At 36.7% G+C, this 26,158-nt stretch carries 17 protein-coding genes; 12 read left to right on the top strand and 5 right to left on the bottom strand.

Annotated elements, in window-relative coordinates; all coding sequences use genetic code 11:
* Positions 1 to 483: 483 nt before the first annotated feature.
* Positions 484 to 1,980: an MFS transporter gene (locus tag JO950_RS12140; protein ID WP_202702886.1), complete on the top strand. Its 1,497-nt coding sequence runs from the start codon at positions 484 to 486 to the stop codon at positions 1,978 to 1,980.
* A gap of 10 nt (positions 1,981 to 1,990) precedes the next feature.
* The gene (locus JO950_RS12135) at positions 1,991 to 2,224 is read left to right on the top strand and encodes a DUF6814 family protein (RefSeq protein WP_202702885.1); all 234 of its coding nucleotides are present in this window, start codon (positions 1,991 to 1,993) and stop codon (positions 2,222 to 2,224) included.
* Positions 2,225 to 2,325: 101 nt separating this feature from the next.
* Here the strand turns inward: JO950_RS12135 and JO950_RS12130 are convergent, their stop codons facing one another.
* The 4 genes from JO950_RS12130 to JO950_RS12115 form a co-directional block, all read right to left on the bottom strand.
* Complete coding sequence (locus JO950_RS12130) at positions 2,326 to 5,199, bottom strand: alpha-amylase family glycosyl hydrolase (protein ID WP_202702884.1); 2,874 nt, start codon at positions 5,197 to 5,199, stop codon at positions 2,326 to 2,328.
* Positions 5,200 to 5,276: 77 nt separating this feature from the next.
* Positions 5,277 to 6,029 carry a SusE domain-containing protein gene (locus JO950_RS12125; RefSeq protein ID WP_202702883.1) on the bottom strand — a complete coding sequence of 251 codons (753 nt, stop codon included), beginning with the start codon at positions 6,027 to 6,029 and terminating at the stop codon, positions 5,277 to 5,279.
* Between the two features lie 24 nt (positions 6,030 to 6,053).
* A complete protein-coding gene (locus JO950_RS12120; RefSeq protein ID WP_202702882.1) occupies positions 6,054 to 7,682 on the bottom strand; it encodes a RagB/SusD family nutrient uptake outer membrane protein in 1,629 nt (542 codons plus the stop codon).
* A gap of 37 nt (positions 7,683 to 7,719) precedes the next feature.
* On the bottom strand, positions 7,720 to 10,683 hold the full coding sequence (locus JO950_RS12115) for a TonB-dependent receptor (RefSeq protein ID WP_202702881.1): 2,964 nt from the start codon (positions 10,681 to 10,683) through the stop codon (positions 7,720 to 7,722).
* A gap of 237 nt (positions 10,684 to 10,920) precedes the next feature.
* On the opposite strand from JO950_RS12115, the gene JO950_RS12110 reads away from it, so the two are divergent.
* The 10 genes from JO950_RS12110 to JO950_RS12065 all read left to right on the top strand — a co-directional run bounded on the left by JO950_RS12110 (position 10,921) and on the right by JO950_RS12065 (position 25,140).
* Positions 10,921 to 11,952 carry a LacI family DNA-binding transcriptional regulator gene (locus JO950_RS12110; protein WP_017494772.1) on the top strand — a complete coding sequence of 344 codons (1,032 nt, stop codon included), beginning with the start codon at positions 10,921 to 10,923 and terminating at the stop codon, positions 11,950 to 11,952.
* Positions 11,953 to 12,133: 181 nt separating this feature from the next.
* On the top strand, positions 12,134 to 13,654 hold the full coding sequence (locus tag JO950_RS12105) for an MFS transporter (protein WP_202702880.1): 1,521 nt from the start codon (positions 12,134 to 12,136) through the stop codon (positions 13,652 to 13,654).
* The gene (pgmB, locus tag JO950_RS12100) at positions 13,647 to 14,306 is read left to right on the top strand and encodes a beta-phosphoglucomutase (RefSeq protein WP_202702879.1); all 660 of its coding nucleotides are present in this window, start codon (positions 13,647 to 13,649) and stop codon (positions 14,304 to 14,306) included. The genes JO950_RS12105 and pgmB overlap by 8 nt, the downstream gene beginning before the upstream one ends.
* A gap of 206 nt (positions 14,307 to 14,512) precedes the next feature.
* Positions 14,513 to 16,816, top strand: a complete 2,304-nt coding sequence (locus tag JO950_RS12095) for a glycoside hydrolase family 65 protein (RefSeq protein WP_202702878.1) — start codon at positions 14,513 to 14,515, stop codon at positions 16,814 to 16,816.
* 26 nt (positions 16,817 to 16,842) lie between these two features.
* The gene (locus JO950_RS12090; RefSeq protein ID WP_202702877.1) at positions 16,843 to 18,957 is read left to right on the top strand and encodes a glycoside hydrolase family 97 protein; all 2,115 of its coding nucleotides are present in this window, start codon (positions 16,843 to 16,845) and stop codon (positions 18,955 to 18,957) included.
* A 373-nt stretch (positions 18,958 to 19,330) separates the two neighbouring features.
* The gene (locus tag JO950_RS12085) at positions 19,331 to 21,190 is read left to right on the top strand and encodes a glycoside hydrolase family 13 protein (protein ID WP_202702876.1); all 1,860 of its coding nucleotides are present in this window, start codon (positions 19,331 to 19,333) and stop codon (positions 21,188 to 21,190) included.
* Positions 21,191 to 21,494: 304 nt separating this feature from the next.
* Positions 21,495 to 22,181 (top strand): glycerophosphodiester phosphodiesterase family protein, encoded by a 687-nt coding sequence (locus JO950_RS12080; RefSeq protein ID WP_202702875.1) that lies wholly within the window; start codon positions 21,495 to 21,497, stop codon positions 22,179 to 22,181.
* Positions 22,182 to 22,264: 83 nt separating this feature from the next.
* Positions 22,265 to 23,473: an NAD(P)/FAD-dependent oxidoreductase gene (locus JO950_RS12075; protein WP_202702874.1), complete on the top strand. Its 1,209-nt coding sequence runs from the start codon at positions 22,265 to 22,267 to the stop codon at positions 23,471 to 23,473.
* 172 nt (positions 23,474 to 23,645) lie between these two features.
* Entirely contained in the window at positions 23,646 to 24,368 is a 723-nt protein-coding gene (locus JO950_RS12070; RefSeq protein WP_202702873.1) for a hypothetical protein, read from the top strand.
* A 22-nt stretch (positions 24,369 to 24,390) separates the two neighbouring features.
* Positions 24,391 to 25,140, top strand: a complete 750-nt coding sequence (locus JO950_RS12065) for a hypothetical protein (protein ID WP_202702872.1) — start codon at positions 24,391 to 24,393, stop codon at positions 25,138 to 25,140.
* On the opposite strand, the gene JO950_RS12060 is transcribed toward JO950_RS12065, so the two are convergent.
* On the bottom strand, positions 25,137 to 26,135 hold the full coding sequence (locus tag JO950_RS12060; RefSeq protein ID WP_202702871.1) for a tetratricopeptide repeat protein: 999 nt from the start codon (positions 26,133 to 26,135) through the stop codon (positions 25,137 to 25,139). The two genes, JO950_RS12065 and JO950_RS12060, sit on opposite strands and share 4 nt — an antisense overlap.
* Positions 26,136 to 26,158: the final 23 nt, after the last annotated feature.

Raw genomic sequence — 26,158 nt, 5'->3', positions numbered from 1 at the left:
GGAGTGAGCAATATAGATTTTTTCTTGTTCAGATTATCTAATCTTTTTGCTTAATCCCCAACTTTTGAACCTGATCCGTTAAACATTCTAACACAAACTTTTTTCGTTCCTATTAGACTTTTCGTTCCTTGCATAATCCTTCGTGCACATTACGGTTAAAAACGGCACACGGATGACACGGAATTTAGGTGTTATTTACCAAAAGATAATACTATCGCTTATGATTCATTTTTGCCCTTTCAGGGTAATTCTGTGCCTTAATCCAGTTCATAGTGCTGTGTACGATGCTGTCTTTTTTCGGACATTCAACCCTTTTCTTCCCAAATTTTGTTCTTGATTCATAACTATTTTACCTTAGAAACAAACAATTTTCAAATATTATCTTTTTGTTAAAAAATCATTAAATAAATAAAAAAATATCTTATATATTCGCGAAATAACACTTTATACTTTTATTCACCATCAAGTACACAAAGTCAGCTTATGAGCAATACCGCTACAAAGGGCATCTGGAAAGTAATTTCGGCATCGTCAATGGGAACCATGATTGAATGGTATGATTTTTATATTTTCGGTAGTTTAGCGGTGGTCATCTCAACCAAATTCTTCCCCAGTGACAATCCTACTGCCGCATTCTTATCGACTTTAGCCACTTTTGCTGCCGGATTTGTAGTACGGCCTTTTGGAGCATTGTTTTTCGGAAGACTTGGTGATATCATTGGCCGCAAATACACTTTTATGGCTACCCTCTTATTAATGGGGGGCTCTACTTTTTTAATTGGCTGTATTCCGAGTTATGAAACAATTGGTTTTTTAGCTCCTTTATTGGTTTTAATCCTTCGCTTACTTCAGGGTCTCGCTCTTGGAGGCGAATATGGAGGAGCAGCTACTTATGTGGCAGAACACGCTCCTGCGGGGCAAAAGGGATATTGGACTTCGTGGATTCAAACGACAGCAACCGTTGGCTTGTTTATTTCACTAATGGTAATATTAGCCACAAAAAACATTCTTTCGCCCGAAGATTTTGATTCCTGGGGATGGCGTGTTCCGTTTTGGGTTTCTATTGTGATGATCGGAATCTCCTATTTGATTCGTAAAAACATGGATGAATCTCCTGTATTTGCCAAAGCTAAAAAAGAAGGAACAACAAGTACCAATCCTTTAAAAGAAAGTTTCGGGAATCGATATAACCTGAAATTTGTTTTACTCGCATTATTCGGAGCTACTATGGGGCAAGGTGTGGTTTGGTATACCGGACAGTTTTATGCCATGAGTTTTATGAAAACAGTGATGAATATTAATTCCTCACAAGTAGATGAATTACTGGGAATCGCATTGTTATTCGGAACACCATTCTTTATTTTTTTCGGATGGCTGAGTGATAAAATAGGACGAAAACATATTATGATGGGAGGAATGCTGCTCGCTATTTTGTTTTACAGACCTATTTACAAAAAGATGTACAACACAACCGACCTAAAGCACAAGACAGAAATAGCGGAGAAAACAACTACAAATACAGCTGTTTTTAAAGAAAATCAAACCATTACCACGATTTCAAAAACCTATACGGACGGAACTACGTATACAGAAAAGAAAACAAACTTTGCTGATGAAAAAGAATCTCAAAGCAGTGTTGTTATCAATATCAATTCTAATGATGAATGGGCTTTAATTTTCTTAGTTTTCATTCAGGTTTTATTTGTTACCATGGTTTATGGCCCAATTGCAGCGTTTTTAGTGGAACTGTTTCCAACTAAAATCAGATATACTTCGATGTCACTTCCTTATCATGTAGGGAACGGAATTTTTGGCGGACTACTCCCGGCAATTTCAACTTATTTTGTAACTCATGCTAAAGCTGCCGGAAAAGATGATTTTTATCTTGACGGGCTTTGGTACCCAATTATTATAGCCTCGGTTTGTTTTGTAATTGGAATGGTTTACATCGACAATAAAAATCAAACAAATCACCTTTAATATACTATTTATGAATTCAATCAAACAAGCTTTAGGTGTACTGTGGATTATACTGGCAATCGCATCGACTTATTTTTGCATTTTCGAATTTGGCTTACCTAAACTGCTTTCAGACAAACAAGACGATCTTGTATTCGGAATCATTATTCTTTTCATTCTCACTCCATTAATTGTTTTAGGGTTAGGCACTTTTGGCTATTTTGCTGTAGCAGGAGAATACAATACTAAAATAAAAAGATCATAAAAAACGAAAGGACTGTCTAAAAACAGACAGTCCTTTCTCACCACTAACAAAACCAAAAATCTTTTACCTGTCAGTTCTATTTTTCTATTTATTTCGATAAATTATTTTTTAATAAACTTCATTACCTGAGTATGCCCATTCTCATCAACTGCTTTCACAAGATATAAACCTGTTTTCAAATCGTTTACAGCATACTGAGAATCCCTATTTCCTTTCGCATTAAAGCTTTTCACTAATTGACCGGAAACTGCATATACCTGAACTTTTGACACTGCTACATTTAAAGTAAAATAATCTATAACCGGGTTCGGATACAGATGAACTGCACTTCCTTTTTCAAAATCCGTAATGGCTAAATTTGCTACTTTGTTACCATAAATTCTATACTCTCCGGCAGGAAGATTTAAGGGAGCATTTACGTCAGTAACATTAATAGTAGTATTGTCCATCAAATTATACCAGGTACCCGTATATTGAAAACCTGTTGGAACATTTTGTGTTGTAACATCAAAATTTGCCACTATCAAAACATCCTTTAACTGGGTTGAAGACAAGGCCGGATTGGTCATTTTAATGTTCACTGATAATGAATTTGTATTTGCAATTACAGGAGTTCCCAAAAACACAGGCTCTTTTATTTTCAAGGTAATCATCTTTGCCCAGTCGTTGTAAATTTTACTGCGTGCCGAATTACCCAGCCAATTACTAACCCATTGAGGCTGTGGTTTTGTATCGAGTTTACAATCGCCTCCAGTGGCATCAAAATCAGTATTGACTGAATTATCATTACAGGTAAAAATAGAATTCTCCCATCCTAATTCTCCAAAATGCCAGATCATTTTTGGTCCCGGAACTAATAATGAAACGGCCCCAATTGCCGACATTCTGGACAATGCAGTGTTTAACGTTTTTACATTATACCCTACTCCTGAATTTCCATATTGTATGTTTTTATACATCAAACGTTCTTCATCGTGACTTTCAGCATATCCCATTAATCGGTTTGCGGTAAAACCATGATTCCCGCTTGACATCCTTGAAATATTACTCTCGCTTGCGTAGCCCATTGACAATTGGTTGTAAGGTCCTGTCATTTTCCCCCACATCATTACTCCTTTAGACGGTGTCTCAGCAATTCTGTAATTAGCCCATTCTTTTTCCTCAGTATCTGAGCCCAGGTGTTCGAAAATTGTATAATGTGTAGGATCCAAACTCCATGAATAATCAGCATACTTTTTTAATACGTCTACTCTGTCCTGTTGATAGGCATCCGTACATGCTCCATCAGAAGCCGTACAATTTTGCGTAAAACCTTTGGTTAAATCCCAACGGAAACCGTCAATTTTATATTCTTCAATCCATTGTTTGATAACACGATCAACATAGTTCTGCGTTTTTGGCAACTGGTGGTTAAAATCTTCCCCCACATTGTACGCATGTTTAGCCACTGTATTAAAATAGGGATTCTCGGCAGTTGGCGAGCCAAAACCGTCACCATCCGGATCATTCATCCACATTCTCACCATAGGATTTCTTCCGAAAGCATGATTTAGAGCAACATCCAGAATTACTGCAATTCCGTTTTGATGACATAAATCAATAAACTCTTTTAATTTATCCGAAGTCCCGTAAAATTTATCCAAAGCCATGTGAAACGAGGTATTATATCCCCAGCTTTCATTGCCTTCAAACTCCATTACCGGCATTAATTCGATGGCGTTAATTTTAAGGTTTTTGAAATAATCGATCCGATCTATCAGACTTTGATAGTTTCTGGCTGCATCAAAATCACGAACCAAAACTTCGTAAACTACTAACTTTTCTTTTTCGGGTTTTACGAAATTGGATACCTGCCAATTGTAGGGTGTTTGTCCGGTTTTTAGAACGGTAACCTCAAAGTTCTGTCCTGCCGGATAAACAGGCATGTTGGGATAAGAAGTTGCAGGAATAGAAGAATCATCGAAAGGTGATAACACTAAAGTGGAATACGGATCGGCCGTTTTTACCAAAGATGGAGAATTCGCCAGTGGCGTAGTATCTACCACCCAATATTGATAGGTATTATTGGCACCTGAAACCAAACCCGTTAATTCCAGCCAAAATTTGCCCGAAGCAGGGTCTTTTTTCATAGCATAAGCCAAAGTTGGCAGCCAGTTATTGAAGCTTCCTGCAACGTAAACAAAGTCTTTTAAGGGTGCATCCAAAACCAAAGTTGCTTTTGTGGCATCGGTCTGATTGTAGTTTATTCCGTCTGTCAAGCCCGCTGGCATTGCTTCTAAAACCGTATTCGGATTTACCACAACCGAAAACTTTTTTACTATCGTGGTTCCGGCCTGAGTGATACTCAATTCGTAACTCTGATTGTTGGTAACCCCAATATGAGAATAGGAATAAGTTGCGGTACTTGGGTTGGTATTAATCACCGTTCCGTTTGCCTTTAAGGAATAACTTGCTGCACCGTTTGTATTGGTAACTGCAATATCAAAATTAGCTCCCGCTGTTATAATTGATGCACTGTTTTCTATAGGCGAAGTCAAAGTGACCTGAAAGCTGCCTACTTCTACTAAAATATCCTGCGATTTTTTATCGCCATTTCCATTTTTGGCTTTTATTAAAAACCCAATTCTTCCAATCCCTGTGGTGTTATAATAAACTGTTGGTGTAATGGTTTTGGTATACGTGTCTGTACCCGGATTATAGGTAAACCTGCTCGCCTCGCTTGAAGCATCCCAGGAACCATTATCCGGACTTCCCTTCTGAGCAGTATCGTTGGTATCAAAAGCCCATGCCCACATGTACAAGGAATGGTCGGTAATTCCCCAGCTACTTTCATCAACACTTGTACCCTTAATGGTGATGGTAATGGGTGTAGTCTCTTCAAAAGTTGATGGACTTACAGAGTGGCTTACTGTTTGCATTTGGGCAAAAGTAGCCACAGACCACAAAAATGTGATCCATAGTAAAGTTTTTTTCATAATGTGGTTGATTGGTTAGCTAGCTTGACTAAAAAAGGGCTATCTTATTGTAGATAGCCCCGTTATGATAAAAAAACTTAGTTCTTTTTGATAGTATAAGTTTTTGCAGTAAAATCGATAACAATAGTATAATTTCCGGCTACTGTAATTGGAATATTAGCACCTCCGGCATCTAATGTCAAATCATTACCATCATCTCCATAATTAGTACCCCATGAATCATCAAGTCTAAATTTGATTTCACCTACTGTTAATGGTCCAACATAGGAATATTTTTTAGTACTTAAATCATAATCTAAATTGGTATCAGGGTCACTCCATCCGTTAGGAGTTGCAGAACCAATAATCCCCCAATTTGGCCAAGCCGGATAAGGAGTCGCTGTAATTGTATAGAAATTTGAAACCTGACTTACTGAACCTGTTGTTCCTACAGAAGATTTAACTCGTACATCAATCTGAGCTGCCTTAAATGGAGCAAAACCAGCATTTAAACAAGCTGTATTAAGGTCTGCAACCGTAAAACTTTTAAATTTATCGGTTGTAGTAGCCACTACTGTAGAAGTTTTAAAGTTAGTTCCTGCAGCAGCCATTTCCAAACTATAAGTAACAACAGTCTTAGTTCCATTATACTGAGCATCGTCCCATACAAATGTTGTTGCTGCATTTGCTGCATTTGTATTCTGAAGCACAATACTAAAATCTGATTTTGGAGTTAATAAAACCGGTGCAGTTGCCGCTTCAATTACAGGTCTGTCCTGTACATCATCTGCGTTACACGATACCGCTAATACACCAACGAATGCGATTAAAATTTTATATATATTTTTCATTTGATTATAATTTTATATAGTTAATTAGTATCCTGGGTTTTGTTTTAAAGTTGGATTTGCCTGAATCGTTTTTAAAGGAATTGGCATTAAATCTCTGGAAGGATCTGTAGCACTTCCGTTCATAACTCCGCCTTTCCACTGCCAAATTTTAGATCCTCCTGTGAATTTTCCAAAACGAATCAAATCGGTTCTCCTGTGACATTCCCAAAACAATTCTCTTCCTCTTTCATTTAAGATAAAATCCAGTGTCAAATCAGGAGCCGTAATTGTTGTGGCACCTGCTCTGGTTCTAATTTTATTCACATATCCTACAGCCGTACCGATGTTACCTGCACTTGCTCCTCTTACAGTAGCTTCGGCATACATTAAATAGACGTCCGATAATCTATACATTGGAAAGTCCGTATCCGGAATATCATTTCTTTGTGCTGCAGTTCCATCAGAATTTACGTTTGTATATTTAGTAACCGCATATCCTTCGGTAAAAATGTCAACTCTGGCAATATCTAAATTTTGTCCTTTAGTATAAAAAGTCCCTCTTTTATCAGCTGTTGCAGTTGCATCAGGAAAAAGACCAACAAATTCTCTACGAGTCCTAATTCCTGCCCAGCCACCATTCATTCCCTGAGCAGCCGCATCCATATTACCACCTATAGAAGCATGAAGTATAAAACTCATTCCGCCGCCAGTAGCTCTAATCGCATTCCCGTCACTTACAACAGGGAAAATAAATTCGTTTTGAGCTCCGTTTCTATTGTTATCTGCAGCAAATAAATTTTTGTACGGTATGTTAGCAAAAGTATATTGTGAGTTATCAATAATATCTTTACATACAGTTGCTGCTTCATTATTTCTATCTGTTCCAGTATAAACTTTTGAATTCAGATAAATTTGCGCTAATAAAAACTTAGCTGCCGTTTTATCTACTCTTCCATATTCGTTTTGTTTAGAAGCTACCAAACTGGCATCGATATCTTTTAACTCTGATTCGATAAAAGCAAAAACTTCAGCTCTTGATTTTTGTACCGGATAAAAGAATCCTACAGGGTCATTCTCTGTCGTGATTGGCACATTTCCGAACAAGTCCATTAGATTGTAATATGAAAAAGCTCTTAAGAAACGAGTCTCTGCTCTAAATGCAGCTATTTGAGCTTTTAAATTAGCATCAACTCCTCTGGCAGTCAATTTATCATCTGTAGTTTGTCTTAAAAACTCATTGGCCACACTAATGTGATAAAATGCTCTGGAGAAAGTTCCGTACAAGAACTCATTATCTGCCGACCAGGTCTGTCCATTTAAGCTTGGTAAATTACCATCTGCCCACGCGATAATTGCCTCATCAGTAGGGAATTCCTGTGTTACAAAAAGCAGCCTTAAATAACTGCTAAAATCACCACCAAGTCCTGCTATATCAGGATTTCTTCCCGGTATGTTTGCATCACCATCACCATCATTTCCTCCTACATACAATCCGGCATATAATTTCGCCAATACCTGTTTGTATGAAGCCGGATCTTTGTAGAAAGCTTCAGAAAGAAATTCATCATCATCCTTGGGTGTCACGTTTAAATCGTCCGTACACGAAGTAAGCGTCATATTTAATCCTAAAATAAATAGGAAAAAATAAGATATATATTTAAATGATATTTTCATTTTGTTTGTTTTTTAAATTTTACTTATCCGTTTTCTTTTAAAAATTAGCATTTACACCAAATATAAAAGTACGGGCTCTTGGATACACATTGTTATCAATTCCGTTGAATTTCTCAGGATCTAAACCATCGTATTTCGTAAGTACAAAAACATTCTGTACTCCTGCTGAAAACCTCATAGAAACAGATTTCAACAAGGCTTTATCCAAAGTATACCCTAACGTTACATTGTCTAATTTTATAAACGAGGCATCTTTTACAAAATAATTTGATAAATAATTATTATTTGTTGTGAATCCGGTCTTATTATAATCAGAACTAATATTACCCAAATCAGACTGTCTTCTCAATCCTGCTAATAAATATCCTTTATCTGAACTTACGTTGTCATAAATGTAATTTCCTAAACTGGCTCTCCAGTTCATTGCAAAATCAAACTTTTTGTAATTTAAAGTTGAAAAAAGACCGAAAGTGTAATCTGCTGACGGTTTATGGTATTTGTAACGGTCTCCGTCATCAATTTTTCCATCTCCGTTTCTATCTGCATAAGCTCCTTCAATTGGTCTTTTGTTAGCATCATACAATTGCTCATAAACAAAGAATGAATTTGGAGCATATCCTACTGAATTTATCAAAATTTTATTTCCAGAACCTCCTGCGATATTATCTCCTACAATATATCCGGTGAAACCAGGCACTGTACTTCCTAAATCTGTAATTTTCTGATGAAGATAAGTAGCATTAAAAGCAACATTCCAGGTTAAATTATCATTTTTTACGACATCCGACTGAATACTAAACTCAACCCCTTTTGTTTCAAAACTTCCAATATTATTAAATCCCTGATTTCTTAAATTTGCTCCATCAGGAACTAAAACATCCGCTAACAAATCGCTTGATTTTTTATCAAAATAGTTTACCGAACCTGTAATTCTGTCATTAAGGAATCCAAAATCAACACCAATGTTTGTTTCGGCCAATTCTTCCCATTTGATACCTGTATTATATCCTTCCGGTCTTGCTGTTGGATAAACCGTATTTCCGAAAATGTATTGAGAATTAATCGTTCCTAAAGTTACTCTTGGTAAAAAGTCATAAGCAGATGTAATGTCTTGCTGCCCGGTAGTACCATACCCAACTCTTAATTTTAGACTTGAAAGTGTACTATTTCCCTTTAAGAATGATTCTTCCGCAACATTCCATGCAAAAGCTGCTCCTCCAAAATTACCCCATCTGTTCTCTTTAGAGAAACGAGAAGTTCCGTCTCTTCTATAATTTAAGGTCAATAAATAACGGCTGTCATAATTTAAAGTCAAACGTCCAAAATAGGATTGCAGATTAACATTCGGATCTGTAGCAACATCCTCTCTTGGTGTTGGCTGTCTAACTTCCCCTGACTCATATTTTTCTTTTTGGAATAACTGGTAGTTATATCCCGCAGTAGCATCAATTTTAAACTTCCCTAAAGTTTTAGTATAGTTTAAATAGGTGTTTAAATTTTTATTTTGAAGATCATCTGTATAGGAGTTGTAATTTCCTAAGTTTATCCAGTTCCCGCTGCTAAAAGCATTTGGCTGATATCCCAGAATACTTTGTGTGCTTTGTTGATTATACCCGTTGCTGCTAAATTTATCAATACCGGCTTCAGCAATAATTCTTAAGTCTTCAAAGAAATGAAACTTATAATCTACACTAATATTTCCCCATTTTCTGGTAGAAGTAGCTCTTTTATCCTCCTGATTTAATCTGGCTACAGGATTTCTGGCCGGTAATAAAGGCACGTTACCATTTGCCTCCAACCATTCGAAATAACCTCCATAACGAGAACCTTCCTGATACACAGATTGTGTAGGATCAAAAGCTAATGCACTTCCAATTACTCCACCTTCATCCTGAAAATGATTTTTAGCGAATGCAATATTACCGCTAATATCAATTTTTAAGTGCTTGTCAAACAATACCGGATTTAACGATATCGATGTCGTAGTTCTTTCAAAAGAAGTGTTTCTTAAGATTCCTGGATTATCTACATTTCCAACAGATAAACGTACAGGTAATTTATCGAACAAAGCGCCGCTTACCGAGATATTATTATTCGTCGTTAAAGCCGTATGAAAGATTTCATCCTGCCAGTTTGTATTTGCTTTTCCTAATGTCGCTATTTGCTGTGGTGTTCCCTTTGCATTTACTACAGCTCGAAATTGATCCGCACTCAAAACATCTACTGTATTTGCGACAGTATTAACCCCAACCTGAGAGCTAAAATTAACCTTCACTCCGCCTTTTGTTCCTTTTTTGGTAGTAATAACAATTACACCATTTGCAGCACGTGAACCGTAGATAGCGGCCGCTGACGCATCTTTAAGAACCGTAAAAGACTCAATATCATTAGGATCTATGGTAGACAAAATACTTGTCGCACCGCTTGGTACAGCATTACTTAAAGGAAGTCCGTCTAAGATAATTAACGGATCATTAGAGGCACTTAAAGAAGATCCTCCACGGATTCTGATATCCGCTTTAGCTCCCGGAGCACCACCTCCAACAACATTCACACCCGCGATACGCCCACCGATTAAACTCTCCGGAGTAACGTTAATTCCTTTGTTAAATTCTTTGGCCGAGATTTGAGATACAGAACCTGTGGCATCCTTTTTCTTAACGGTACCGTAACCTACTTGTACCACAACTTCTTTAAGCTGATTGGTATCTTCCTCTAAAGAAACGTTTAGTGTTTTTTGACCATTATAAGTTACAGTTGACGTTTTGTATCCGATAAATGAAACCAAAATTTTGTCCCCATTTTTTACATTAGATAACTGAAATTTACCGTCAAAATCTGTTGATGCTCCACCTGGAGCACCCTGTACATTTACATTTACTCCCGGGATTGGCTGTCCCGTTGCCGAATCGACAACTGATCCGGTTAAAGTGCTTTGAGCTAACACAGTAAACGGTAACAAGAGGAATAAAAATAACAACTTTTTGTAAATTGTTTTCATACTTTTTGTTTAAATTTAGTTTGAGTTTTTGATTGTTAGTTAAGTTTTTAATTTTACTTCGAATTTCAAAATTAGGAATTAATTAACATGACCAACCGCTTGCCTTTTTTATTGGTTTACGAAAACGTGGTAGTGTTGAAAACTTTCTTTTTTTTGTAATCTTTTAAGTCAAAAATTGTCGATTATAGAAATATAAGATACCTTTATTAACAATTAGATTTTTTTCAAATAACAACTATGAAACGTAAAATAACCCTAAAGCAGATCGCAAAGGAACTTGACGTCTCTATCTCAACGGTCTCAAAATCACTAAGAGACAGTCAGGAAATAGGAGAAGAAACGCGCGCAAAAGTGCAGGCATTTGCAAAGTTTTACAACTACAAGCCCAACAATATTGCCCTTAGTTTAAAAAATCGAAAAACCAAAAGTATTGGTATTATCATTCCGGAAATTGTACATCATTTTTTCTCTACCGTGATCAACGGAATTGAACAGGTAGCCAATGAAAATGGCTACAGTGTTGTAATCTGTTTGTCTGACGATTCGTTCGATAAAGAAGTGCTGAATATGGAAATGTTAGCCAACGGAAGTATCGATGGTTTTATCATGTCGCTCTCTAAAGAAACACAATACAAAGGTGATTTCCACCACATTACCGAGGTTATCAATCAGGGAATGCCGGTGGTCATGTTCGATCGTGTCACCAATGACATTTTGTGCGATAAAGTCATTATTGATGACAAAGCAGCTGCTTATGAAGCCGTTCAGAGTCTGATTGACAACGGCCGCAAAAAAATCGCTCTGGTCACTACCGTTGATTACGTAAGTGTGGGTAAACTCAGAACCGACGGTTACGAAAAAGCACTTCTCGATAATGGATTGCCTTTTAATGAAGATTTAATCATCAAAATTGAAGATGTTGATACCTGTGAAATCACTATCAGCCAGCTTTTACATGACCGTGCGTTTGATGCTGTTTTTGCCGTAAATGAGCTTTTTGCGGTAACCATTATCAAAACCGCAAGCAAAATGGGCCTCAAAGTTCCCGAAGATATCGCTGTAATCGCCTTTACTGACGGGATTATTTCTAAATACTCTACTCCAAGCATCACAACCGTAAGCCAGAGTGGTGAAAAAATGGGAAATAAAGCCGCTAAAATGCTGATCGAAAGACTCGAAGCGGAACATGAGGACGATGAAGAAGAAAACGAAAATTACACCACAGAAGTTATTGAAACCCATTTGATAAAAAGAGAATCTACTGACTAAAAACCTAAAAATCAATATTTTCTAAAGTCACAAACAACATTTATGACTTTTTTGTTAGTGTATTTAAAAAAATAATTAATACTTTTACGCCTGCTCAAAGCTTTTACTTTTACTTCGAAAATAATAAGTAAGTTTTGATAAGCAAAGCGCTTATCGTCTAATTAATTCTTTAATTACGATAATGGAAAAGCGTAAATTAAGTTTCTGGGAAATTTGGAACATGAGTTTCGGTTTCTTGGGAATACAGTTTGGTTTTGCACTGCAAAATGCAAATACTTCAAGAATTTTTGAAACTCTGGGTGCCAAAATTGACGAAATTCCAATTTTATGGATTGCGGCTCCGGTTTCAGGATTAATTATCCAACCCGTAATTGGTTATTTTAGCGATAGAACCTGGACTCGTTTAGGCAGACGCCGTCCCTATTTTCTAATTGGGGCCATCTTGTCTTCTGTTGCCTTATTCATCATGCCCAACTCTCCAACTTTATGGATAGCTGCCGGTACTTTATGGATCATGGACGCATCGATAAATGTTTCAATGGAACCTTTTCGCGCTTTTGTTGGAGATAATTTGCCTGAAAAGCAGCGTACTCTAGGTTTTGCCATGCAAAGTTTCTTTATCGGAACCGGTGCGGTTGTAGGTTCGGTTTTACCCTATCTTTTTACTAATGTTTTCGACGTAAGCAATACGGCTCCGGAAGGAATTATACCGGATTCTGTTAAATGGTCCTTTTATATTGGCGGAATTGTTTTCCTGCTTTCTGTTTTATGGACTGTTTTTAAAACAACTGAATACACTCCTGAGGAACTTCATGCTTTTGAACTTCAAAGCAAAAAAGACAAAGAAGGTCTTATCCTCAATCCGGAAACAGAATCTGAAAGTAACATCAAAAGACAATTCTTTTTAGGGTTAGTATTGGCGGTAGTTGGAGCTCTGGTTTCCTTTTTAATTTTCGAGAACAGTTTGGCTAAAGAACTTTACATTCTGTTTGTTGGCTTGGTTTTCATGGGTATTTTATTCATGATTGCTTCACAATTAAGAACTTCAAAGGTTCACAATGGTTTTACGATCATCATGACCGATCTTTTGAACATGCCTGTCACGATGAAAAAACTGGCCTGGGTGCAGTTCTTCTCCTGGTTTGCCTTATTCTCGATGTGGATTTATACGACACAAGCCGTTACACAACATATTTTTGGTACTACAGACACTACTTCTAAAATTTACAATGATGCCGCCGACTGGGTTTCAGTTTTGTTCACAGTTTACAACGGAGTAGCGGCAGCAGTTGCTTTTTTATTGCCGGTTATTGCAAAAAAAGTAGGCGTTAGAGCAACACATTTACTGGCCTTATGTGCCGGAGGTGTTGGTTTAATCTCGATTTATTTTATTGGCGACAAACAAATGCTCATTCTTCCAATGTTGGGAGTGGGTATCGCGTGGGCAAGTATACTGTCAATGCCTTATGCCATGCTATCCGGAGCCTTACCCGCAGCAAAAATGGGGTATTATATGGGAGTTTTCAACTTCTTCGTAGTAATACCACAAATTGTGGCTGCCACAATCTTAGGATTTGTCATCAAACAATTCTTTCACAACGAACCTATCTACGCCTTAATTATTGGAGGTGTATCTATGATATTTGCCGGATTACTTACCCTTAGAGTAAATAGCAGAACTAAAATTGAAATTCATGAATAATAAAAAAGCATTCATCTTCGATCTTGATGGAGTGATCGTTGATACCGCTAAATACCACTTTTTAGCCTGGCAGAAAATTGCAAAGGCGTTAAACATAAACTTTACACACGAACACAACGAATTACTTAAAGGAGTAAGCCGCGTGCGTTCGCTAGACATAATTCTTGAATTAGGGAACGTTCCCGCTTCTCAGGAAGACAAAGACAAATGGCTCATTCAGAAAAACGAAGACTATTTGTCTTATCTGGTTGACATGGACGAGAGCGAAATTCTTCCCGGAGTTTTTAATATTCTTCAATTCTTAAAAGAACAAAATCAGGGAATTGCCCTGGGTTCTGCCAGTAAAAATGCACGCCCGATTCTGGAGAAAACCGGAATACTTTCGTACTTCGATGTTATTGTAGACGGAAACGATGTTACCAATGCCAAACCGGACCCTGAAGTTTTCCTAAAAGCGGCTCAATTGTTACAGATTAGCCCTGAAAATTCCTTTGTTTTTGAAGATTCAGTTGCCGGAGTTCAGGCCGCCAATATTGGAAAAATGACCAGTATCGGAATCGGTTCCAAAACAATTCTGCACGAAGCACACTATATCTTTGAGGATTTTAACTCAATGGATACTCCTTTTATCGAATCATTAATTCGGAAATAAGATAATTCGTCAATTAGATAATAGTAGCAACATTATCTAATTGACCAACAATCGGATTTAAGAAAATCATCAATCAAAAACTAAAACAGTAATTAATTGGCCATTAGACGTATAAAAATTAAATATTGCAGTCAAAAAAAGATCTAATTCCCTAATTGACATCTTTTCTAATTATCTAATTGCCTAATTATCTAATTAAGAAAAAAATGAATCAAGATTACATTAAACCAGACAATTGGTCCATCATCGAAGAAGGCTTTGACGCTGAGAGAGTAAAATCATCAGAAAGTCTTTTTAGCATCGGAAACGGTGCTATGGGACAACGCGCCAATTTTGAAGAAACCTATTCGGGGGAGACTTTTCAGGGAAGCTACATTGCCGGAATCTATTATCCGGACAAAACTAAAGTAGGCTGGTGGAAAAACGGATACCCTAAATACTTCGCCAAAGTATTAAACGCTCCAAACTGGATTGGAATTGACATTCAGATCAACGAAGAAAATCTGGATTTACACCATTGTACTGCTGTGAAAAATTTTCGCAGAGAATTGAACATGAAAGAGGGCTGGTACAATCGTTCTTTTGAAGCGACTTTAAAAAACGGAACCGAAATTGCCGTAAACATTCGTCGTTTTCTTTCTTTAGATCTGGATGAAACCGGAATCATTAAATACGAGATCACCCCTTTAAACAAAGATGCCAAAATTGTTTACAAACCTTATATCGATGCAGGAGTTACCAATGAAGATGCCAACTGGGACGAAAAATTCTGGGAACCTCTTGAAGTTAAAAAAGGAGCAAATGAAGCTTTTGTAACGGCGCAGACTTTTAAAACGCATTTTAAAGTAACCACTTTTATGCACAATACGATTTTTGCCAACGGAGAAAATGTAAACATTTCGCCGTCAACAATCGATTCAACTGCTGATAAAATTCAGTTTACTTACGGTACCATTATCGCAAAAGGACAAACCTCATCAATCCAAAAAATTGGTGGTTATACCGTTTCTTTGAACCATGAAAACACACTGACTGCAGCCGAAAAATGCATTAAAACTGCCGTTGCTCTTGGTTATGACACTTTACTTCAGAATCAAATCGAGGCCTGGAGTAAAATCTGGGAAATGTCAGACATTACCATTGACGGAGACGTAAAAGCACAACAGGGAATCCGTTTTAATATTTTTCAGTTAAATCAGACTTACTTAGGGAAAGACAGCCGTTTGAATATCGGGCCAAAAGGTTTCACCGGAGAAAAATATGGCGGATCTACCTATTGGGATACTGAGGCTTATTGCATTCCGTTTTACATGGCCACTAAAGATCAGCAGGTTGCCCGCAATTTGTTGACCTACCGTTTCAACCAATTGGACAAAGCAATTGAAAACGCCAAAGACAATTTAGGTTTTAAAAACGGTGCCGCTTTGTATCCAATGGTAACCATGAATGGCGAAGAATGCCACAACGAATGGGAAATCACACACGAGGAAATCCACAGAAACGGAGCTATTGCTTTTGCGATTTACAATTACCACCGTTTTACCGGAGACTACTCTTATATTCCTGAAAAAGGTTTAGAAGTACTCATTGGAATTGCGCGTTTTTGGCACCAAAGAGCTTCTTTCTCTAAAGCCAAAAATCAATATGTGATTCTGGGAGTTACAGGTCCAAACGAATACGAAAACAATATCAACAATAATTTCTACACCAATTATATTGCAAAATGGTGTATTGATTATGCCGAAGAACAAATTAACAAAGTGGCTGCCGAATATCCTGCAGATCATCAGAGAATTATGGAAAAAGTAGCTCTTTCTTCTGCTGAAATTCTGGAATGGAAAAAAGTCGCCGGTAACATGTATTTCCCAACTTCAGAAGAATTAGGCATCTACTTGCAACAAGACGGATTCTTAGACAAAGAATTAATTCCGGTAAAAGACTTAGACCGTTCTCAGCGTCCTATTAATCAAAAGTGGTCCTGGGATCGTGTATTGCGCTCGCCATATATCAAACAAGCCGATGTTTTACAGTGTTTTTATTTCTTCGAAGATCATTTTTCTAAAGAAGAATTAAAACGTAATTTTGAGTTCTACGAATCCTTTACGGTTCATGAAAGCTCGCTGTCGCCTTGTGTTCACTCTATTCAGGCTGCTGTTTTAGACAAAATGGACATGGCCTATACCTTCTATTTAAGAACCTCCCGTTTGGATCTCGATGATTATAACAAAGAAGTTGAAGAAGGCTGTCATATTACCTCAATGGCCGGAACATGGATGAGTATCGTGGAAGGTTTTGGCGGAATGCGTGTGAAAAACGATCAGCTTCATTTTTCGCCAAAAATCCCAAAAGAATGGAACGGTTATTCTTTTAAAATTAATTTCAGAAATCAAATTTTAAAAGTAGCTGTAAATCATAATGGAACAACTTTTACGGTAGACGGTGATCAGGATTTAACCCTTGTAGTTAATGGAGATCCGGTAACCGCAGAAAAATTGTTTCAAACCAATTAATACAACACACTTAAAAACTTAACAACATGAAAAACTTATTTTTCGCAAGTTTAATCCTGTTTGCTTTCAGCTCAATAGCAAAAGCACAACAATTAAAATCACCCGAAGGAAAGTTCGTAATGGAGTTTTTGCTTCAAAACGACGGAACTCCAGTTTACAATCTGAAATACAAAAACAAAGAGGTTGTAAAAACCAGTAAATTAGGTCTTGAACTAAAAGATGATAAAAAATCTTTACTGAATGATTTTACAGTTGTTGATACCAAAACAAGCACTTTTGACGAAAACTGGAAACCGGTTTGGGGAGAAGTAGATCAGATCAGAAACCATTACAATGAACTGGCTGTAACTTTAAATCAAAAAGGAACAGAAAGACAAATCGTAATCCGTTTCCGTTTGTTTGATGACGGTTTAGGATTTCGATATGAGTTCCCGACTCAAAAAAACCTTACCTATTTTGTAATTAAGGAAGAAAGAACCCAATTTGCAATGGCGGGCGACCATACTGCATTCTGGATTCCGGGAGATTATGACACTCAGGAATACGATTACACCAAATCGAAATTATCTGAAATCAGAGGTTTATCTCAAAAAGCATATACTGCCAACGTATCGCAGAAATCTTTTTCTCCAACAGGAGTGCAGACTTCTTTGATGCTAAAAACAGCTGATGGTATTTACATTAACTTACATGAAGCAGCTTTGATTAACTATTCTTGCATGCACCTGAATTTAGATGATAAAAACATGATTTTTCAATCGTGGTTAACACCGGATGCAAAAGGAAACAAAGGATACATGCAGGCACCAAGTCATTCACCTTGGAGAACGATTATGGTAAGCGATGACGCGAGAGAAATCTTGGCTTCAAAAATGACTTTAAACTTAAACGATCCGTCAAAAATTGATGATACATCTTGGATTAAACCTGTAAAATATATTGGGGTTTGGTGGGAGATGATTACAGGGAAAAGTTCTTGGTCGTACACCAATGATTTTCCAACCGTACAATTGGGTGTTTCTGATTTCTCAAAAGCAAAACCAAACGGAACACACGGAGCGAATAATGCTAATGTAAAAAAATACATTGATTTTGCTGCTGCAAATGGCTTCGATGCTGTTTTGGTTGAAGGATGGAACGAGGGCTGGGAAGACTGGTTTGGACACTCTAAAGATTATGTTTTTGATTTTGTAACACCTTACCCTGATTTTGACGTAAAAGGTTTACAGCAATACGCAAAATCAAAAGGAGTGAAAATCATCATGCACCATGAAACGTCAGGTTCAGTTCGTAATTACGAGCGCCATATGGACAAGGCCTACCAGTTCATGAAAGACAACGGATACGATGCTGTAAAAAGCGGTTATGTTGGAGACATCCTGCCTCGTGGTGAAAACCATTACGACCAGTGGATTGTAAACCACTACCAATATGCCATTGAAAAAGCAGCCGATTATAAAATTATGGTGAATGCTCACGAAGCCGTTCGTCCAACCGGAATTTGCAGAACCTACCCGAACTTAATTGGAAATGAAGCGGCAAGAGGAACAGAATACCAGGCTTTTGGAGGTTCTAAACCAAACCACGTAACCGTTTTACCATTTACACGTTTGATTGGAGGCCCAATGGATTACACTCCGGGAATCTTCGAAATGGATATCAGTAAAATGAATCCGGATAACAAATCGCATGTAAACAGTACACTGGCAAACCAATTGGCATTATACGTTACCATGTACAGCCCGTTGCAAATGGCTGCTGATACTCCTGAAAACTACAACCGTTTTCCGGATGCCTTTCAATTCATTAAAGATGTGGCCGTAGACTGGTCTGAAAGTAAATATATCGAAGCTGAGCCGGGTGATTTTATCACGGTTGCCCGTAAAGCAAAAGGAACCAATAACTGGTTCGTTGGAAACGTAAACGGAGAAACTGCCCGTACCTCAAACATTGATTTCAGTTTTCTTGAAAAAGGAAAAAAATACACAGCAACAATTTATGCTGATGCAAAAGAGGCGCATTACAAAACCAACCCACAAGCTTACACCATCAAGAAAATTGCGGTGACCAATAAATCAAAATTATCTCAATTGTCTGCTCCTGGCGGCGGTTATGCGATCAGCATTATCGAAACGAAGTAATTTTTAAAGACAAGTGATTTCCCCCAGAATTACTTGTCTTTTTTTTTAATCAACATCTTTTTGTTACATCGAACGAATTGTCTCATCTCGACTCCGCTCGATGTGACATCGAGATAGTTGTCTCCTCGAACGAATTGTCTCATCTCGACTCCGCTCGATGTGACATCGAGATAGTTGTCTCCTCGAGCGAATTGTCTCATCTCGACTCCGCTCGATGTGACATCGAGATAGCTGTCTCCTCGAGCGAATTGTCACATCGAGCGGAGTCGAGATGTGGCCAAAGTTCTCGACTCCGCTCGAACTGACACCGAAAATCGCTCGAGCGGACACTGAAAATCGCTCGAACTCACACTAAGAATAACTACCTATTACTATGAAAAACAAAAAAACATCACCCATCTATAAATTAGTTCTAATAATTTTGTTGTTTTCCGCTTCCGCGCAAGCACAAATCCAAAAAACAGAACCTCCATTTTGGTATGCCGGCATGAAAAATCCGGAATTGCAGATTATGTTCTACGGAAAAGACATTTCACAATACGAAACTTCTGTTTCCAACAATGCTGTGATTAAAAGCGTAGAAAAAACAGAAAATCCAAACTATCTTTTTGTGACCATCGATACACAAAACCTAAAAGCTTCAGAATTGGTTTTCTCCTTCAAAACCAAAAATAAAGTCGCTTTTACGCAAAAATACACCCTTAAAGAAAGACGAACCAACTCGGCAGATCGAAAAAGCTACGATGCATCAGATGTAATGTATCTTATCATGCCGGATCGTTTTGCCAACGGAAACCCAAAAAATGACAGCAATGCCGCTTTAACCGAAAAAGGGAACCGTCAGGATCCAAGTGGCCGTCATGGCGGAGACATCGAAGGAATCATTAAAAACCTGGATTATATTTCGTCTCTTGGTGCAACTACTATCTGGAGCACACCCCTTTGCGAGGACAACGACAAACAGCACTCGTACCATACTTATGCACAATCTGACGTTTACAAAATAGATCCGCGTTACGGAACTAATGAAGATTACGCCCGTTTATCTGCAGAAATGCACAAAAGAAACATGAAACTGGTAATGGATTATGTGACCAATCACTGGGGGATTACGCATTGGATGATGAAAGATATTCCAACCAAAACCTGGTTCAATCAATTCGAAACTTTTACACAAACGCACCACAGACGTGAAGTGATTACCGATATTCACGCTTCAAAAATAGATCAGGAAGTATGTATCGATGGCTGGTTTGTGCCTTCAATGCCCGACCTGAACTTAAGAAATCCTCTTGTCGCCAAATACCTGACTCAAAATGCGATCTGGTGGATTGAATATGCCAATCTTGACGGATTAAGAGTTGACACTTACAATTACTCTGATCAAACCGCAATGGCCAATTGGGCAAAAGCAGTGACGAACGAATATCCTAATTTCAATATCGTTGGAGAAATATGGATGCACAATCAGGCGAACTTAGCTTATTGGCAAAAAGACAGTAAAATTGGAGCGATCGAAAATTACAATTCCAATTTACCAAGTGTGATGGATTTTACGCTTCAAAGCCAGATTAGCCTGGCTTTCAACGAAAATGAACCAAGCAAGGATAATGGATTGATTAAATTCTACAACAATTTTGCAATGGATTATTTGTACCCAGACACCAATAATATTTTAGTTTTTGCCGAAAATCATGACACAGACCGTATCAATCATAATTTTAAATATGATTTAGCAAAATACAAACTAACAATGACTTTATTGGCTACCGTACGTGGAATTCCACAAGTGTATTACGGTTCCGAAATTGGAATGGGCGGTGACAAAAGCAAAGGCGACGCCGATATTCGTCAGGATTTCCCGGGTGGATGGGCTGGCGATAAAAACAATGCTTTCACCAAAGAAGGCAGAACAGCTGAACAGGCTGCTTACTTTGATTTTACCTCTAAATTATTCAACTGGAGAAAATCAAACGAAGCCGTTCATTTTGGAAAGATGACACATTACATTCCGGAAAACAATACCTATGTGTATTTCAGATATACAGATGCTAAAACGGTAATGGTTGTTTTCAATAACAATGCAAAAGAGCAAGCTATAAAAACCAATCGCTTTAAAGAAAACATCAAAACTTTTAAAACAGGTAAAGACGTAATTACAGGAAAAACATTCAATTTAACGTCTGAAATTACTTTGGAACCAAAATCCGCTTTGGTTTTAGAATTGGAATAGATATTTTATTGCAACAAAGTTTTTCTGCCACGAATTCACGAATTATTTTTGATAATCTTTGAGAACAAAAATTCGTGAATTCGTGGCTATTTAATTTTTAGTAAATTCCTTGTCCACCTTGCCCAAAACTTTGCGCCCTTTGCGGTTAGAAAAAATACTGCATTTACCGCAAAGATTCACAAAGTTTTTTAGCCACAGATTAAAGGATTATCACAGATTTTTTAAAATCATTCTAATCCTTTAATCTGTGGCTATTATTTTTCCTTTGCACCTTTGTACCTTTGCACCTCTGAACCTTCACGAAATGAACAAAATGCTAAAAATAGCTCATAGGGGTGCAAAAGCATACGAACCTGAAAATACTTTACAAGCTTTTCAAAAAGCCTTAGACCTAAATTCAGACGGAATTGAACTTGACGTTCACCTTAGTGCTGACGATCAGATAATTGTAATGCACGATGAAACGATAGACAGAACAACTAACGGAAAAGGTTTTGTTAATACTTTTTCTTTAGGTGATTTAAAATCGTTTCTGATTGATGAGAAGTATCAAATCCCTACTTTAAATGAGGTTTTTGATTTGGTTGACAAAAAATGTCTGATCAATATCGAATTAAAAGGTTTAGGAACTCCCAAAAAAGTTGTCACATTAATTGAACATTATATCTCAGAAAAAAACTGGAACTACAATCATTTTATTGTTTCAAGTTTCGATTGGAATATGCTACAGGAAACATCCAATTTAAATCAAAAAATTCCGATTGGTGTTTTAACAGAAGAAGATCCTGATACTGCTTTGGCTTTCGCCGAAACCATAAAAGCAAAAGCCATCCATCCTGATTTTCATTTATTGACTTCGGAAAATGTAAGCAAAATACAGCAAAAAGGATTTCTCGTTCTGCCCTGGACCGTTAATACGGAAGAAGACATTCAAAAAGTAAAAAGTTATAAAGTAGATGGAATAATCTCTGATTGTCCGGATAAAATATAAGTTAAAAAATAGCCACGCATTCACGAATTTTTATTCTTTGAGATTAAAAAAATAATTCGCGAATTCGTGGCAAATAAAAAAATATGACTCAAAATTTCGACATAATCATCGTTGGCGGAGGTGCTGCAGGTTTTTTCACAGCGATTAATATTGCAGAGAAAAATCCTAAACTAAAAATTGCCATTTTAGAACGAGGAAAAGAAGTACTTTCTAAAGTTCGTGTTTCAGGTGGGGGAAGATGTAACGTAACGCATGCCTGCTTTGAACCCAATGAATTGGTTAAATTTTATCCACGTGGCGAAAAAGAACTTCGCGGTCCTTTTCATCAGTTTTGTTCGGGAGATACCATCGAATGGTTCGAAAAACATGGTGTTGAGCTTAAAATCGAAGAAGATGGCAGAATGTTTCCTGTTTCCAATTCCTCACAAACCATTATCGATTGTTTCTTAAAAGCAACCGAAAAACTAGGCATAAAGGTACTCACGGGGCAAAGCGTACAATCGATTTTTAAAAAAGAAGATTGTTGGAAAATTGATACCCAAAATGAAAATTTCGCTGCCGAAAAATTAGTAATGGCTACCGGAAGCAATCCTAAAATCTGGGAAATGCTGCAAACACAAGGACATGCAATTGTAAGTCCGGTTCCCTCCTTGTTTACTTTCAACATCAAAGACCCTAGAATCAAAGAATTACCCGGAGTTGCAGCACAAGTCACTGTAACCGTAAAAGATACCAAACTCGAGTCGACGGGACCTTTGTTAATCACACATTGGGGAATGAGCGGTCCCGCGGTTCTGAAACTGTCTGCCTGGGGCGCCAGAATTCTTCACAACAAAAACTATCAGTTTACTATTTACGTTAATTGGTTAAATGATGTTGACACCGAAGATGCTGAAAAAATACTAAAAGATCTAAAACAGGAGCATGCCAAAAAAACCGTCTCGAAAAAATCTCCTTTCGATTTTCCAAATCGTTTATGGGAAAGTTTAGTTCTGGCTTCAGGCATTGACACCGAAACCAAATGGGCCGATTTGTCTAAAAATCAATTGCAACAGCTCGCTTCACAACTTACGAAAGCAACATTTCAGGTCAACGGAAAAAGTACTTTTAAAGAAGAATTTGTTACAGCAGGCGGAATCGATTTAAAAGAAATCAACTTCAAAACCATGGAAAGCAAGCTACATGAAAACCTCTATTTTGCTGGCGAAATTGTTAATATTGACGCCATTACAGGAGGATTTAATTTTCAAAATGCCTGGACAAGCGGGTTTATTTTGGCGAATGCTATTTAAAATAGTGTACAGTCGCAGTTTGCAGTCACAGTTAATCTGAGACTGAAAACTGAGACTGAAAACTGAGACTGGGACTGAAAACTGCCATTAATCAATTAACAAGATTTTACATATTTACTAAGTTTTCGTTAAGACTATTCTAATAATTTTACTTTCAACTAAATACCATTAGATGAAAGTAAAACTACTTACCACCATTTCCTTTTTCACCTATCAGCTTTCTATTTCTCAAACCGAAAAACTTCTAAAAGGAAAAGTACAATCCGAAACAATCTTACTTAAAAATATAGAAGTAATCAATAAAACTGCACAAACCAGTACAACAACAAATCATTTAGGAGAGTTTTCCATACTTGCAAAAGCCCAAGACAGCCTTATCTTTTTCTCTAAAAACTTTTGGTTCAAAAGAATAAAGCTTACTGCCAAAGAAATAGAAAGCAATATGATCATTATTAACATGATCCCAATAACCGAAGAATTAGATAATATTGTTATCATAAACAACAAACTTCCCAAAATCACTTATAGTGTAGAAGCTGCAAACCAAGTCAAAAACGACAAACAGGCCAATGACTTAATTCAACGCTACCTGAATATTAATGACGGAAGAATCAAAAATGCGCTTAACTACAATATAGCTCTTCCAACTAAGAAAAAGAAAAAGATTGAAAATGACGAGCGCTTTAAAAAACTGGTCGCTGCTTCCTGTCCTCCCGGATTTTTTACCAACGATTTAAAGCTAAAACCAGAAGAAAAAGAAATTTTTATTAAATTCTGCGATGTTGATCCGAAATCTAAAATGCTTTTACAAGATCCAAATATACTGACCACAATGGATTTTTTATATATCAAAAATATCGAATTCCAGAAACTGAAAACAGACCCTAAAAATTAAAAAAGATTACAAAACGTCTCAAATGAAAGTAAAACTACTTACCACCATTTCCTTTTTCACCTATCAGCTGTCTGTTTCACAATCAGAAAAAGTACTTCATGGAAAAGTGATGTCCAATAACAATCCGCTAAATAAAGTAGAAGTCATTAACAAAACAGCCAAAACAAGTACGAGGACCAATAATTTAGGAGAGTTTTCAATTTTAGTCAAAAGCCGGGATAGTTTACTGTTTTTTTCCAAAGATTATTTTTTCACCAGGCTAAAAATAACCCAAGAAAACATCGATCAGAACAACATCACCGTAAATATGGTTATAAAACCGGAAGAATTAAACGAAGTCGTTATTACCAATATCAAATTTGACCGGGTAAAAACCTCTCAGCAAAATATAGACGATATAAAATTGGCAAAAGATGCTGGCTCTTTAGAAAAATATACTGGTGTTTACAACGGAACTATTACAAACGGGACTGATTTTGCAAGACTTGGCAAAGATTTAGTTAGTTTATTTAAAACAGAAGATGATAAACCTGTCAAAACTAAAACTCCGAAAACTGATTTCAAAAAACTCGTAGCAGCATCAATTCCAGATGATTTTTTTATCAAAAATTTAAACTTAAAACCAGAAGAGAAAGAGCTGTTTATTGAATTTTGTGATGCTGATCCCAGATCTAAAAACCTTTTGGAAAACAGCAACATTCTAATTACAATGGATTTCATGTATGCCAAAAATGAGATGTTCAAAAAGCTAAAAACGGAGAGTCAGAACTAAGCATCCGTTTTTAAATCATTCAGAAAAATGTAATCTCTTAAACTCTTCCATTTAGTATAAAAAATGGCCAAAGCAATTATTAAAATTGCCAAAACAATTGATAGAATAATTAACAGTATTTCGATTTGATTTACATAATCTCTATCGATCCCATTCATTTTATCTCTTAAATCATGATTTGCATCATAAAGTCTTAAATTTCGATCCTCACAATAATCAATCTCGAATTTGTAGCAATATTGCAGCCTTTTATTAATCAATTCATCATCTAATCCATACTCTTTTGCTTGTTCATATATTTCAATTGCTGTTTTATTCTTCTCAATTATTTTGACAATATTAGCCAATTCGAAAAGCAAGATCGAAATTATTCTGTCCTTTGGTTTTAGAAAGGTTATTCGTTCATTCAACTGATAATAAATAGATTTACTTAATCTCTCTAATTCAGATTTTGACAAATTACTTTTAGGGATTTCATCTGTGCCAAAACTTGTACCTATTAAAAATTCCCCCGAAACATTGTTTAAATTCTTAATCTTAGTCTCTAATATTTTCAAATGTATCCATTCTGATCCTTCATGAGATTCGGAATTAATCTGAATTGACTTCTTAATCCAATCATAAGCTTTCTCATTTTCTCCCATTAATTCGTAAAGCGTTCCAAGATTCGATGCTGTAGAATATCGATTTGGCTTAATCTTTTCAATACTTAGATATAATTTTAATGCTTCCTCATACTTTTTTAAAACAATTAAAACATACCCTTTATCAGACAAATAATCTATATCCTTTGTCTTTTTATAAATACTATCCAGTTCAAAAAGCAACTGGGAAGAAACTCCTGCGTCAAAATTATGACCATGAGGAACAATTCCTTTATAATCAATGTAAATTAAATATCCGTTTTTTAATGTTTTCGTTTCACCATTCAAGCAGGCAAAACACTTAAATGAGATTAAAAACAAAACTACTAAGGAGAGCTTAAATTTATTCATAAAGCAGATTTATCATAGAATTA

It is taken from the genome of Flavobacterium sp. UGB4466, from assembly GCF_903469665.1.
GTDB lineage: Bacteria > Bacteroidota > Bacteroidia > Flavobacteriales > Flavobacteriaceae > Flavobacterium > Flavobacterium lipolyticum.
This window is presented reverse-complemented; position numbering and strand designations above follow the sequence as displayed.

What these genes read in the sequence shown, in the direction of transcription:
- JO950_RS12140 (WP_202702886.1), top strand. Translation starts at nt 484, where the DNA reads ATGAGCAATACCGCTACAAAGGGCATCTGGAAAGTAATTTCGGCATCG.
- JO950_RS12135 (WP_202702885.1), top strand. Translation starts at nt 1,991, where the DNA reads ATGAATTCAATCAAACAAGCTTTAGGTGTACTGTGGATTATACTGGCA.
- JO950_RS12130 (WP_202702884.1), bottom strand. Translation starts at nt 5,199, where the DNA reads ATGAAAAAAACTTTACTATGGATCACATTTTTGTGGTCTGTGGCTACT.
- JO950_RS12125 (WP_202702883.1), bottom strand. Translation starts at nt 6,029, where the DNA reads ATGAAAAATATATATAAAATTTTAATCGCATTCGTTGGTGTATTAGCG.
- JO950_RS12120 (WP_202702882.1), bottom strand. Translation starts at nt 7,682, where the DNA reads ATGAAAATATCATTTAAATATATATCTTATTTTTTCCTATTTATTTTA.
- JO950_RS12115 (WP_202702881.1), bottom strand. Translation starts at nt 10,683, where the DNA reads ATGAAAACAATTTACAAAAAGTTGTTATTTTTATTCCTCTTGTTACCG.
- JO950_RS12110 (WP_017494772.1), top strand. Translation starts at nt 10,921, where the DNA reads ATGAAACGTAAAATAACCCTAAAGCAGATCGCAAAGGAACTTGACGTC.
- JO950_RS12105 (WP_202702880.1), top strand. Translation starts at nt 12,134, where the DNA reads ATGGAAAAGCGTAAATTAAGTTTCTGGGAAATTTGGAACATGAGTTTC.
- pgmB (WP_202702879.1), top strand. Translation starts at nt 13,647, where the DNA reads ATGAATAATAAAAAAGCATTCATCTTCGATCTTGATGGAGTGATCGTT.
- JO950_RS12095 (WP_202702878.1), top strand. Translation starts at nt 14,513, where the DNA reads ATGAATCAAGATTACATTAAACCAGACAATTGGTCCATCATCGAAGAA.
- JO950_RS12090 (WP_202702877.1), top strand. Translation starts at nt 16,843, where the DNA reads ATGAAAAACTTATTTTTCGCAAGTTTAATCCTGTTTGCTTTCAGCTCA.
- JO950_RS12085 (WP_202702876.1), top strand. Translation starts at nt 19,331, where the DNA reads ATGAAAAACAAAAAAACATCACCCATCTATAAATTAGTTCTAATAATT.
- JO950_RS12080 (WP_202702875.1), top strand. Translation starts at nt 21,495, where the DNA reads ATGAACAAAATGCTAAAAATAGCTCATAGGGGTGCAAAAGCATACGAA.
- JO950_RS12075 (WP_202702874.1), top strand. Translation starts at nt 22,265, where the DNA reads ATGACTCAAAATTTCGACATAATCATCGTTGGCGGAGGTGCTGCAGGT.
- JO950_RS12070 (WP_202702873.1), top strand. Translation starts at nt 23,646, where the DNA reads ATGAAAGTAAAACTACTTACCACCATTTCCTTTTTCACCTATCAGCTT.
- JO950_RS12065 (WP_202702872.1), top strand. Translation starts at nt 24,391, where the DNA reads ATGAAAGTAAAACTACTTACCACCATTTCCTTTTTCACCTATCAGCTG.
- JO950_RS12060 (WP_202702871.1), bottom strand. Translation starts at nt 26,135, where the DNA reads ATGAATAAATTTAAGCTCTCCTTAGTAGTTTTGTTTTTAATCTCATTT.